This is a genomic window from Rhodomicrobium udaipurense JA643 (genome assembly GCF_000636015.1).
In the GTDB taxonomy this organism is placed as follows: domain Bacteria; phylum Pseudomonadota; class Alphaproteobacteria; order Rhizobiales; family Rhodomicrobiaceae; genus Rhodomicrobium; species Rhodomicrobium udaipurense.
Map to the genome: position 1 here is coordinate 1 of NZ_JFZJ01000091.1, position 13012 is coordinate 13012.

At 62.0% G+C, this 13012-nt stretch carries 11 protein-coding genes; all 11 read left to right on the forward strand.

Annotated features, from left to right (window positions below; genetic code table 11):
• Positions 1 to 1112, forward strand: a 1112-nt coding sequence (locus tag T281_RS12425) for a helix-hairpin-helix domain-containing protein (RefSeq protein ID WP_037239372.1), incomplete at its 5' end; no start/stop codon positions are given.
• A gap of 361 nt (positions 1113 to 1473) precedes the next feature.
• Positions 1474 to 2529, forward strand: a complete 1056-nt coding sequence (locus tag T281_RS12430) for a 30S ribosomal protein S2 (protein ID WP_037239373.1) — start codon at positions 1474 to 1476, stop codon at positions 2527 to 2529.
• A gap of 219 nt (positions 2530 to 2748) precedes the next feature.
• The gene (tsf, locus tag T281_RS12435; protein ID WP_037239374.1) at positions 2749 to 3678 is read left to right on the forward strand and encodes a translation elongation factor Ts; all 930 of its coding nucleotides are present in this window, start codon (positions 2749 to 2751) and stop codon (positions 3676 to 3678) included.
• A gap of 64 nt (positions 3679 to 3742) precedes the next feature.
• On the forward strand, positions 3743 to 4471 hold the full coding sequence (gene pyrH, locus T281_RS12440; RefSeq protein WP_037239375.1) for a UMP kinase: 729 nt from the start codon (positions 3743 to 3745) through the stop codon (positions 4469 to 4471).
• 46 nt (positions 4472 to 4517) lie between these two features.
• Positions 4518 to 5084, forward strand: coding sequence for a ribosome recycling factor (gene frr, locus T281_RS12445; RefSeq protein WP_013419619.1), 567 nt, complete (start codon positions 4518 to 4520; stop codon positions 5082 to 5084).
• A 198-nt stretch (positions 5085 to 5282) separates the two neighbouring features.
• Positions 5283 to 5957: an isoprenyl transferase gene (locus T281_RS12450; protein WP_245269236.1), complete on the forward strand. Its 675-nt coding sequence runs from the start codon at positions 5283 to 5285 to the stop codon at positions 5955 to 5957.
• A gap of 43 nt (positions 5958 to 6000) precedes the next feature.
• Positions 6001 to 6834: a phosphatidate cytidylyltransferase gene (locus T281_RS12455; protein WP_081796778.1), complete on the forward strand. Its 834-nt coding sequence runs from the start codon at positions 6001 to 6003 to the stop codon at positions 6832 to 6834.
• Between the two features lie 7 nt (positions 6835 to 6841).
• Entirely contained in the window at positions 6842 to 8095 is a 1254-nt protein-coding gene (gene dxr / locus T281_RS12460; protein WP_081796779.1) for a 1-deoxy-D-xylulose-5-phosphate reductoisomerase, read from the forward strand.
• A gap of 114 nt (positions 8096 to 8209) precedes the next feature.
• Positions 8210 to 9370 carry an RIP metalloprotease RseP gene (gene rseP, locus T281_RS12465; protein ID WP_052037443.1) on the forward strand — a complete coding sequence of 387 codons (1161 nt, stop codon included), beginning with the start codon at positions 8210 to 8212 and terminating at the stop codon, positions 9368 to 9370.
• Between the two features lie 203 nt (positions 9371 to 9573).
• Entirely contained in the window at positions 9574 to 11916 is a 2343-nt protein-coding gene (bamA, locus tag T281_RS12470) for an outer membrane protein assembly factor BamA (protein ID WP_081796780.1), read from the forward strand.
• Positions 11917 to 12016: 100 nt separating this feature from the next.
• Positions 12017 to 13012, forward strand: a 996-nt coding sequence (gene lpxD / locus T281_RS12475; RefSeq protein ID WP_037239377.1) for a UDP-3-O-(3-hydroxymyristoyl)glucosamine N-acyltransferase, incomplete at its 3' end; no start/stop codon positions are given.

Consider the following 13012-nt stretch of genomic DNA (forward strand, 5'->3'; position numbering starts at 1 on the left):
AGGAGTTCATCGCGGCGTCGATGACCCTCGACATGGCCAACACGGACAAGCTCTATGCCTTCACGCGTGAGGCGAAGCGCAATGGCCTCGCGATACTGCCGCCCTCGGTCAACAAGTCGGCGGTCGAGTTTGAGCCCGAGGGCGACAACGCCATTCGCTACGCTCTTGCAGCCCTCAAGAATATGGGGCACGCAGCCGCAGCACATATCGTGGAGGAGCGCGGCGACAAGCCTTATCGCGATCTCGCCGACTTCATGCTGCGCATCAACCCGAAGGCGTTGAACAAGCGCGGCATCGAGACGCTGAACGCAGCGGGCGCATTCGAGGACATGGAGACGAACCGCGCGAAGGTGGCGAAGAACCTCGACCGGCTCGTGGAGTTCGGCTCGAAGGCCGCCGAGGACCGCGCGCGCGGTCAGGAGGACATGTTCGGCGGAGGGATCGTAGGCGGCCCCGCGCCGCGCCTCGACCTCGCGGACGCGCCGGAATGGAGCCTCGTCGAAACGCTCGAAAACGAGCTTGGCGCGGCGGGCTTCTATCTTTCAGGCCACCCGCTCGACGATTTCACCGACCAGCTCGCGCGCATGAATGTGCTGAAATGGAGCGACTTTTCGGCGCGCGTGCAGGCGCATGGCCGCGCCGAGTCGCGCCTCGCGGCGACCGTCACCTACCGGCAGGACCGCAAGGCCAAGTCCGGCAACCGGTTCGCGTTCGCGGGCTTCTCCGATCCGACGGGGCAGTTCGAGGCCGTCATCTTCTCCGACACGCTGAATGTCGCGGGCGACAAGCTCGAAGCGGGCAAGAACGTGCTCGTCCATGTGGAAGGCGAGGCCGACGGCGAGGCGATCAAGGTGCGCGTGCAGGCCGTTCAGGCGCTCGACGATGTACTTGGCAAGACCACGAAGCAGGTGTCCATCACCGCGACGGAGCGTTTGCAGGGTGCCGAACTCGTGAAGCATCTCGGGCGCGAGGGCGGTATTCAGGTCAATCTCGTGGTACAGATCCCCGAGGCGCAGAAGGCCGTGGAGTTCAAGCTCGGCGATAATTTTTCGATCTCGGCGCGCCAGCTCGCGACGCTGAAGACGCTGCCCGGCGTGTTGCAGGTGGGGTGAGGGGCGATTCGCGGCGTTGTTTGTGTATTCTTGCGTGACGCATAGGAACACCGGGATCGACCGGGTTCGGCGTTCCAATCGGCTCAATGGCCCCAACGCAAATTCATGGACCCTCAAGAAGTATCTACTTTTCTTCTGTCCAAAACCTGTCCTGTTTGAAAGCGCCGCCGAGCGGGGCGATGCCGTCCCGACGAGAGCGTCGCGTTAACCCGCTCTTGCAAATCGAACCGTGCCCCCCTATAAAAAGCGCATCTCACACGCGGGGATTATGTCAGGGCCGTTACGCGGCCCTTTTTGGCATTCCGGTGATGGCATCGCCATCCACAGCCCCGCGGAGGCTTAACCGGACGAAGGACATACCATGACGCTTCCCCAATTCACGATGCGCCAGCTCCTCGAAGCTGGCGTGCATTTCGGTCACCAGACGCACCGCTGGAACCCGAAGATGTCGGACTACCTGTTCGGCACGCGCAACAAGATCCACATCATCGACCTGTCGAAGACCGTGCCGCTGCTGCATCAGGCGGTCGTCACGGCGAGCGACGTGGTGGCCCAGGGCGGGCGCATCCTGTTCGTCGGCACCAAGCGGCAGGCGTCGGACGCCGTCGCGGACGCGGCGAAGCGCAGCGCGCAGTATTACGTCAATCACCGCTGGCTCGGCGGCATGCTGACCAACTGGAAGACGATCACGAATTCGATCAAGCGGCTTCGCTATCTCGATGACCTCGTGTCGGGCGAAGGTCAGGGCTTCACCAAGAAAGAGCTTCTGAACCTCACGCGCGAGCGCGACAAGCTTGAGCAGGAACTCGGCGGCATCAAGGACATGGGCGGCGTGCCGGACCTGCTGTTCGTGATCGACACGAACAAGGAATCCATCGCGATCCAGGAAGCGAAGAAGCTCAAGATCCCGGTCATCGCCATCATCGACTCGAACTCGAACCCGGACGGCGTCAACTATCCGATCCCGGGCAACGACGACGCGGGCCGCGCGATCACGCTGTATTGCGATCTGATTTCGCGCGCGGCCATCGACGGCATCGAGCGCGCTCAGGGCGTGTCGGGCATCGACATCGGCGAAGCGGAAGAGATCACTGAAGTCGCGCTTGAGGAAGTGCCGGAAGCGCCTGCGACGAACGGCAAGGATGAGGCGCCTGTCGTCGTCGCCGCGAAGGAAGGCGACGCGGAAACCACGCTTGAAGGTCTGGCCGAGCCGCAGGGCGAAAAGGACGACCTCAAGAAGGTGCGCGGTATCACGAAGACGCACGAGAAGAAGCTCAACGAGCGCGGCATCTTCCATTTCTGGCAGGTCGCGGCGTTCACGCAGGACAATCTGGACGAAATCGACCGTCTGCTGCACGGCAACGGCCAGATCGCCAAGGGCGACTGGGTCGATCAGGCGCGCGAGCTGACAAGCTAGTGGAGCGAATTTGACATTTGATGCCCGGTTGCTTCCAGCTCTCGCTCAAATGTCAAATTCAGAAGCTCCACTAGAATGAGGATTGCTAGTGGTCCTTTGGATTCCGACATTTGCTCGCGAGCGTGCTGCAAACGGATGCAAATGTCGGAACCGGACCTCTAGGACGATCAAGGCGGAGCGCGCGCTAGCGCGCTCCAGCGCAACGAGATGAGGTAGAGAATGGCTGCTATTACTGCCGGCATGGTGAAGGATCTTCGCGAGAAGACCGGCGCAGGTATGATGGACTGCAAGACGGCGCTGTCGGAATCGAATGGCGACATGGAAGCTGCCGTCGACTGGCTTCGCGCGAAAGGCCTGTCCAAGGCCGCGAAGAAGGCGGACCGCGTGGCTGCCGAGGGTCTGATCGGCGTGTCGTCCGAAGCCAAGTCCGGGGCGGTGGTCGAAGTCAATTCCGAAACCGACTTCGTGGCGCGCAATCCCGAATTCCAGAAGGTCGTGGCCGAAGTCGCGAAGCTCGCGCTCAAGGCTGGCGGCGACGTCGAGAAGCTCGCCGCTGCCGCATATCCGGGCAAGACGGCGTCCGTTACCGACCACCTCAAGGAACTCGTGGCGACCATCGGCGAGAACATCTCGCTGCGCCGCACGGCAGCGCTGTCGGTGACCGACGGCGTTGTGGCGACCTACGTTCATAATCAGGCGGCACCGGGCCTCGGCAAGATCGGCGTGCTCGTTGCGCTCGAATCGACGGGCAGCGCAGAGAAGCTCGCCGAGATCGGCCGTCAGATCGCGATGCACGTCGCGGCGACGAACCCGCTCGCTCTGAAGGACGAAGAAGTTAATCCGGAAGTGGTGGAGCGCGAACGCGCGATCTTCACCGAGCAGGCAAGGGAAAGCGGCAAGCCCGAGAAGGTCATCGCGCAGATGATCGAAGGCCGCATCCGGAAGTTCTATCAGGAGGTCGTCCTCCTGAAGCAGGCTTTCGTGATCAATCCCGACCTGACCGTCGAGAAGGCGGTGAAGGAAGCCGAGAAGGAAGCCGGGGCGCCGATCACGGTTACGGGCTTCGTTCGCTTCGAACTCGGCGAGGGCATTGTCACCGAGAAGGGCGACTTCGCGGCGGAAGTGGCGGCGGCCGCTGGAAATCAATAACGACAGACCGATATAACGGGCGGCAGCTTTGCCGTCCGTCCTCCCGCAGCCGCAAGGAAAAGCCATGGCGCACCTTCCTTTTACCCGCCCGCTCATCAAGATTTCGGGCGAGGCGCTTATGGGCAGCGGACAGTACGGCATCGACCCGCAGGCGCTCGACGCCATCGCGCGCGACATCGCCGATCTGGCGAACAGCGGCAAGCGCATCGCGCTTGTGGTCGGCGGCGGGAACATCTATCGCGGGCTCGCGGGCTCCGCAAAAGGCATGGACCGCGTGAAGGCCGACTTCATGGGCATGCTTGCGACCGTCATGAACGGCGTGGCGTTGCAGCAGACGCTCGTTCGCATCGGCCAGCCTGCCACGATTTACTCCGGGCTTCCGGTGCCGACAATCTGCGCCACATTCTCGCGCGATGCCGCCGTCGAAGATCTGGAGGCCGGCAAGGTCGTCGTGCTCGCGGGCGGCACGGGCAACCCGTTCTTCACGACCGACACCACGGCCGCGCTCCGCGCAGCCGAACTCGGTTGCGATTCGCTGCTCAAGGCGACGCAGGTGGATGGCATCTATTCCGCCGACCCGAAGAAAGACCCGCGCGCCGAACGCTATGACCGGCTGACCTTCTCGGACGTTTTGGCCCGGGATCTCAAGGTGATGGACGCTGCGGCGATCGCGCTTGCCCGCGACAACGCGATTCCCGTCGTGGTATTCTCGCTTCACGAACAAGGCGCAATCGGCAAGGTAATGCGCGGTGAGGCCCTTTGCAGCGTTGTCGGAACCGACGCGGACGCATAAATCAGGGCCTAAAGAAACACAGCCTCAAGACTCGAAGGGGATGGAGATGGCTACCGGCAATTTCGACATCAAGGAAATCGAGAAGCGCATGAAGAGCTCGGTCGCTTCGCTGAAAAGCGAGTTCGGCGGGCTTCGCACGGGGCGCGCGAGCGCTACGCTGCTCGATCCGATCATGGTTCAGACGTCTTACGGCGCGAAGATGCCGATCCAGCAGGTGGCTGCGGTCAACGCGCCGGAACCGCGCCTCATCACCGTGCAGGTGTGGGACAAGAGCAATCTACACGGCGTCGAAAAGGCGATCCGCGAGTCCAGCCTCGGCCTCAATCCCGTCATCGATGGGCTGACGCTGCGACTGCCGATCCCGGAACTGAACCAGGAGCGTCGCCAGGAACTTGTGAAGATCGCGAAGAAATATGCCGAGGCGACGCGCGTCGCCGTGCGCAACGTGCGTAAGGACGGCATGGATCAGATCAAGAAGCTCGAAAAGGACGGCAAGATCAGCGAAGACGAGAGCGGCAAGACCTCCACCAAGGTGCAGGATCTCACCGACAAGACCATCAAGGAAATCGACGCATTGCTCGCCACGAAAGAGCATGAAATCATGCAGGTCTAGCTTTGGTCCCTTCAAGCCCGGCGCAGGGTCGAGCGCGTAGCCTCGGTGCCGCCAGACGGAGCCGGGAACGAGGCGCAAGAGCCCGCCGGGTTCAGCGGCAAATTGCCTCGGTAATCATGGGTGCTCGAAGTGAGATTGCGTGAACAGGCTCTGGCCGACGGAAATGAGCGCCCTTGTCCAAAGCACATCGCCATCATCATGGATGGCAACGGCCGCTGGGCGGCGCAGCGCGGGCTACCGCGCTCCGAAGGCCATCGCCGGGGGGTCGAGAGCACGCGCGAATGCGTCCGTGCCGCGGCTGAACTCGGAATTTCCTATCTGACGCTGTTCAGTTTCTCGTCGGAGAACTGGAAGCGGCCGCCGCTGGAAGTGACCTACCTCATGGGGCTTCTGCGCCGGTTCATTCGCCGCGACCTCGCGGAAATCCACCAGAACAACATCAAGGTGCGCGTCATCGGCTCCGAGGAGGGCGTGCCGCCTGACCTCTTTTCCATGTTTCGCGACGCAATGGCGCTGACGTCCGGCAACACCGGGATGGAACTCATCATCGCCTTCAATTATGGCGCGCGCGATGAGATCGTGCGTGCGGCGAAGCGTCTCGCGGAGCAGGCGAAGGCGGGCGAAATCGATCCTGCCGATATCACGCAGGAGATGTTCGCCAAACAGTTCGATACCGCCGGGATTCCCGATCCCGATCTCCTCATCCGAACGAGCGGCGAGCAGCGGATTTCCAACTTCCTCCTGTGGCAGTGTGCCTACTCGGAGTTTTTATTCGTTGATAATTTCTGGCCGGACTTTACAAGACAGACTTTAGAAAGCGCGATCGCGTCTTACCAGCAGCGTGAACGCCGTTTCGGCGGCCTTGCAGGATAGCGCACCTCGCGCACCTCGCAGCCGCTAGAACGGGCGAAGGATAATGGTCAAACCTCTCAGTTCAGAGCTGGTTCTCAGGATCAATTCGGCCTTGGTCATGGTCGTCCTGACCTTGGCGCTGACCTATGCCGGCACAACGACCTTCGCGGGGCTCATCCTCTTCGCCGCCGCGTTGATGAGCTGGGAATGGGGTCGCGTCGTGCGAGGCTCCAACATAGACCGGATTTTCGTCATCCAGACGGTCGCCATCATCGCCGCAGGCTACGCCACACTGATCGGGGAGCGCGTGCTCGCCATCGCTCTGATCGTTCTGGCAACCTGGCTCGTCTTTCGCCTGCACAAGAACAGTGAACTCACGAGCGATCCATGGTGGTCGGCGGCGGGCGTCTATTACGCGGGCTTTCCCGCCATCGCGCTCATCGCGATCCGGCAAGACCCGGACTACGGATTTCATGCCATCATCTACCTGTTTCTCGTCGTATGGTCGGCGGACACCGGCGCTTTCTTCGTGGGCAGGTTCCTTGGCGGCCCGAAGCTCGCGCCCAGCATCTCGCCCAACAAGACATGGTCGGGCTTCATCGGCGGCGCAGCGACGGCGGGCCTCGCTGGCGTGCTGTTCGCGCTCTGGTTCGAGCATACGTCCGTTGAGATCATGGCGGGGCTCAGCGTTCTGCTCGCGATCGTGTCGATGGGCGGCGATCTCGGCGAATCGTTCATCAAACGCGCCTTTGGCGTAAAGAATTCAAGCGGGCTGATCCCCGGGCATGGCGGCGTTCTCGACCGCCTGGACGGACTTGTTTTCGCGGCGATGGGCGCTGGTCTCATCGCGGCGGCGGCCGATCCGCTGAAGCCCGGGCGCGCGCTGTTGATCTGGTGAGGCATCAATGACCAAGAACGGGCAGGCACACGAATTGAATGGGGCGGGTTACCGAAAGCGCGTGAGCGTGCTGGGCGCCACCGGCACCATCGGCGACAGCACCTGCGATCTCCTCGCGCAGAATCCCGACCGGTTTGAAGTCGTGGCTCTGTCGGCGAACCGCAACGCGAAGAAGCTCGCGAGTCTCGCCGTGCAGTTCAAGGCAAAGTTCGCGGCAATCGCCGACGAAAGCGCGGGCGCGGAACTGCGCGGCCTGCTCGCCGGGACGGGGATAGAATGCGGCGCGGGCAAGTCGGCGGTGGTCGATGCCGGGGCGCGCGATGCCGATGTCGTGATGGCGTCCATCGTCGGCTATGCGGGCCTGGCGCCCACGCTGGCGGCTCTGAAGCAGGGCCGGACGGTGGCGCTCGCCAACAAGGAATGTCTCGTCTGCGCCGGCGCTTATTTCATGAACGAGCGCGAGCGCTACGGCACGACGCTGCTGCCGGTCGATTCGGAACACTCAGCCGTGTTTCAGTCGCTCGATGAGCAGGAGGGCCGCTACGTCGAGAAGATCGTGCTCACCGCTTCGGGCGGTCCGTTCCGCACATGGACGAAGGAGCAGATCGCGGCGGCGCGCGTCGAGGATGCGCTGAAGCATCCGAACTGGACGATGGGGCAGAAAATCACCATCGACAGCGCCACGCTCATGAACAAGGGCCTCGAAATCATCGAGGCGTTCCACCTCTTCAAGGTGCGCGCCGACCAGCTTGATGCCGTCGTGCATCCGCAGTCGATCATCCACGCGCTCGTCTATTACACCGACGGCTCGGTGATCGCGCAGGCGAGCGTGCCCGATATGCGCACGCCCATCGCGCTGAGCCTTGCCTGGCCGGAGCGGCTCAAGGCGGAAACCATCAAGCGGCTCGATCTTGCCGAGGCTGCAACGCTCACCTTCGAGAAGCCCGACGAGACGCGCTTCCCCGCGCTCCGCCTCGCAAAAGAGGTGCTGAAGTCGGGCGGCAACACGCCGACCGTGCTCAACGCGGCGAACGAGGTGGCGGTGGAAGCCTTCCTGAACCGCCAGATTTCCTTCCCCGGCATTGCCGAGGCCGTAGAACGCACGCTCGACATGGCGACATCCGCGCTCGCCGGCGTCCTGCCGGATAGCCTCGACGCCGTCACCCATATCGACGAGCGCGCCCGCGATATCGCCAAATTGGCGCTCAGCTCCGCTCGTCCCGCCGTCACAATCGCGGAAGCGGCGGCTCCGCGTATTTAAGCAGTCCGTCAAACGCCTTATATTGCTTCTGTTCAAGTCGCAGGTTGCGGCAAGCTCCAGAAGCGATAAGGCATCCCTCGCGTCGCTTTTCGCCTCCTCGCTGTAAGGTTCCCAATGATTCTCTCGGATTTATCCTCGGCGTTCGGGCAGTTCTTCCTCTGGACGGTGCCGTTCCTCCTCGTGCTCGGCGTCGTGGTCATCATCCACGAGTTGGGGCATTTTCTCGCGGCGCGCGCGCTTGGTGTGAAGGTGGAAACCTTTTCGGTCGGCTTCGGCCCCGAAATCGCAGGCTTCGTGGACCGAAGCGGCATTCGCTGGCGGCTCGCCTGGGTTCCGCTCGGCGGCTACGTGAAGTTCAAGGGCGATGAGAATGCGTCCAGCGTCGCCTCCGCCGAAGAGATCGCGAAGCTGACGCCGGAAGAGCGCCGGGGCAATTTCCACACCGCCGACCTCTGGCGGCGCACGCTGATCGTGCTCGCCGGACCGTTCGCGAACTTCGCGCTCGGCATCGCGATCTTCGCCGGTCTCGCGCTGGCGAACGGCATCAGCTACCAGGAAGCGCGAATCGTTTGCGTCGAGCCGAACACGCCTGCCGCGAAAGCGGGCCTCGAAGCGGGGGACAAGATCCTGTCCATCGGCGGACGGCCGGTCAAAAGCTTCGAGGATTTCAGCTATTACGTGAAGCTGAACGCGCGCTCCACGCTTGATATCGAGGTCGATCGCGGTGGCCGCGTCATGGCCCTCACCGCCGTGCCGGAACTCACCGAAAACGAATGCATCGGGCGGCTTGGCGTGATGGGTGGATCGAGGCGGGAGAACGCCCGAATCGAAAGCGTCGGCCTCGCGCAGTCCGTTGGGATCGGCGTCGAACGCACCTGGCGCATCATCGAGGGCCCGTTCCAGTTTTTTGGACAGCTTTTCAAGGGCAACGCCTGTGCGAGCACGCTTGGCGGTCCGGTGAAGATTGCGGAGGTCGCGAAGACCTTCGCTTCCGATGGATTCGTCAACCTTATCCCGTTGATCGCGTTCATTTCGATCAGCGTGGGGCTCTTCAACCTGTTCCCGATCCCGGTTTTGGACGGCGGCCACCTTTTGTTCTATGGCGCGGAAGCCATACTCGGCCGCCCATTGAGCCAGCGGGCGCAGGAAATCGGTTTTCAGTTTGGATTCACTTTGCTTATCATGTTAATGATTTTCGTGACGTGGAATAACATAGCCGACATCACACGCGGCCCAACGCCTGCACCGCAGGTGGAAAGCGTGTGCCGTCGTTAGCGTCTCTGAGGGGAAGTGAGTGGTCTGCCGTTTTGGTGCCGGGGGGCAACAGACGGTTCGTAAACAGACTGATTGGTGGGGGACAAGCCACCGTGGCGTCACAAATTGCTAGTCTCTGGCAAATTGAACTGCTGTGGTGGGGATCCGGCGTAATAGGGGCAACAAAACAGATGCTTCGCTCGAGCATAATCCGTGGGGTCTGCATGACCCTCGTACTATTCGCGGCCGCGATGACGGTGACCGTCACGGCCGGCGCGATCTATTCAACGGAAGTGTTCGCCCAGGGAGGTGGCGTCGTCCGCGACATAAAAGTCGTGGGCAACCGCCGCATCGAGCCGGAAACCGTCAAATCCTACCTGACCTTCACGGCAGGGCAGCGCTATGACGCTTACAAGGCCGACGAGAGCCTGCGCGCGCTTTTCGCTACTGGTCTTTTCCAGGATGTCCGTATCACCCCTCAGGGAAGCTCGGTTGTTATCGCGGTTGTTGAAAACCCGCTGATCAATCGCGTCGCCTTCGAGGGAAACACCGAGGTCAAGAGCGACACGCTCTCCGCGGAAGTGCAGCTCAAGGCTCGCACGATGTACACGCGTGCCAAGGTGCAGGCGGACGTTCAGCGCGTGCTCGACGTCTATCGTCGCCAAGGCTATTACGCCACCCAGGTCGACGCGCAGATCATCGAACTGGACAACAACCGTATTGACCTCGTTTTCGAAATCCGCGAAGGACCTGAGACGAAGGTTGTCGGCATCAACTTCATCGGCAATCAGTCGTTCTCGGACACGGAGTTGCGTGGCGTCATTACGACCACCGAATCGAGCTTCCTCGACTTCCTGAAGCCGACCTCCGTTTACGACCCGGACCGTTTCAACCTCGATCGCGAACTTCTCCGCCGCTACTATCTCAAGAACGGCTATGCTGATATGCGCGTCATGTCGGCGGTTGCGGATGTTGATCAGGAGGGCAAGGGCTTCTTCCTGACCTTCACCATCGACGAGGGTCCGCAATATTTCTTCGGAGGTGTGGACGTCGAATCGACGCTTCCGGCATTCGCAGCCGAAACAGTCCGCGGCAATCTTCTGACAAAGCCGGGTGACGTTTATAACGCCGAGCTGGTTGATCGTACCGCCGAGCGTTTGACGGTGTCGGTTGCCGAGCAGGGCTTCGCTTTTGGGCAGGTTCGTCCGCGCATCGACCGCGATCCGGTTAACCGTACCATCTCCGTGACCTATGTCGTGGAGCAGGGTCCGCGCCTTTACATCGAGCGCATCAACGTCGTCGGCAACTATCGCACCGAGGATTACGTCATCCGGCGTGAGTTTCGCGTGGCGGAAGGTGACGCTTACAACAAGATCATGGTCGATCAGGCTCGTCTGCGCCTTCTCGCTCTTGGGTTCTTCAAGGACGTGAAGGTCAACAGAGAGCCGGGTTCCGCTCCGGATCGTGTGGTGCTGTCGGTCGTGGTGGAAGAGCAGTCCACCGGGGAGCTCTCCTTCGCCGCAGGTTACTCCTCGGCCGAAGGTCTCCTTGGCGAAGTGTCCTATACCGAGCGCAATCTCCTCGGCACTGGTCAGTATCTCCAGGTCAAGGTTACGGGCAGCCAGGTCAGCGGTGGCGCCGAAGTGAGCTGGACGGAGCCGCGCTTCCTCGACCGCAATCTCTCGTTCGGTCTCGACGCCTTCGCTCGCAACTCGGATTACACCTCGTCGTCCTACACCGACGCGGGTTATGCCGACCTCAAGATCGGTGGCAGCGTGCGGTTTGGCTTCGCGCTCATCGACAGCCTGTGGCTCAACACGAACTACACGCTCATGTCGGACGAAGTTTATGACGTGGCCGATGGTTCGTCGCTCGCCGTGAAGCAGATTGAGGGCACGTCCGTTATTTCGTCGGTCGGCTACTCGCTGATCTACGATACCCGCAATAACCGCAAGAATCCGTCGCGAGGCTTCTACTTCTCCTTCGCGCAGGATGTTGCCGGTGTCGGCGGTGACGTGAACTACATCCGCTCGATCGCGGAAGGTCGTGGCTACTATCCGATCACGAAGCAGATTACCCTCGTCGGTCGTGCTATTGGCGGCAATATCTCCGGCTGGGACGATCAGAACGTCCGTATCGTCGACAGCTTCTTCAAGGGTGGCGAGACGGTCCGTGGCTTCGCGACGGCTGGCATTGGCCCTCGTGACATCTATACCGACGACCCGGTTGGCGGTAAGAACTTCTGGGCTGCCACGGCTGAGGTTCGCTTCCCGCTGCCCTTCATTCCTGACGACCTCGGCTTCGGCGGTGCGGTATTCGCGGATGCGGGTTCTGTTTGGGGGTCCGATGCTAACAAGTTCGCAAACGCCTATTGCGCATCTCACACTTGCGCGGCCGGTACGAACGCTGGCACCTACGACTCCAACGACATCCGGGCATCGGTCGGCGCCTCGATCCTTTGGAACTCGCCGGTCGGCCCGCTTCGTGCAGACTTTGCCTACGCCTTGGCCAAAGCAAGCTACGACGAAACGCAGGTCTTCCGTTTCGGTGCGGCAACCAAGTTCTGATCACGTCTTTCGGCCTCGCGCCTTGGACTTTACGATCGCCTTCAACGATGCTAAGCGGGCACATGCTCGCTTAGCATTTTAATTTTTGGGCCAGAGTCACATGGATCATCCCGGCTTCTGGGCTCCCGCGGGGCCTCACACTCTCTCCGAGCTCGTCGCTCATGCGGATGCAACGATTCCGGAAGCGTTCCTGTCTCTCGGCGGGCGCCGAATGGTGGCGATCAGAACGCTCGACGAAGCTGGCCCCGACGACGTTTCCTTCTTCGACAATCGCAAATATCTCGCAGCGCTAAAGGTCACCAGGGCAGGGGCGGTTTTCGTCTCCCAGGCATCGGCCGCCCAACTACCCGAGACCGCAGTCCCGCTCGTCGCGCGCGATCCCTATCGCGCGTTCGCCCGCGCGCTGGAACTATTCTTTCCCGATGCCGGCACCCCGAAAGTGGCGCCCGGCGCTTCGCCTGTCGATGAAACCGCCCAGATCGAAGATGGCGCGATCATCGAGCCGGGCGCAGTGATCGGTGCGGGCGCGTCCATCGGGCGGGGCACGCGCATCGCGGCCGGTGCGGTGATCGGTTACCGTGTCGCCATCGGCCGCGACGGCTTCATCGGCCCCGGCGCTTCGATCACGCACGCGCTCATCGGTAATCGCGTCATTATCCACGCGGGCGCTCGCGTCGGACAGGACGGGTTCGGCTTCGCAATGGGGCCCGGCGGCCACTACAAGGTGCGGCAGGTTGGCCGCGTCATCATCCAGGACGATGTCGAGATTGGCGCGAATAGCGCCATCGACCGCGGCGCGCTGAAGGATACGATAATCGGCGAGGGGACGAAGATCGACAATCTCGTTCAGATCGCTCATAACGTCGTTATCGGAAGGCATTGCGTAATTGCAGCCCTGACAGGTATCTCGGGCAGTACCGTCCTGGAAGATTACGTGGCGATGGGTGGCCAGTGCGGAACCGTCGGGCATATCAGAATCGGGGCCGGTGCCCAAATCGGCGCGCAGAGCGGCGTTTCGTCCAGTATACCTCGCGGCGAACGATGGGGGGGCACTCCGGCCAAGCCCATGGCGGCATGGGCGCGTGAAGTGGCGCTC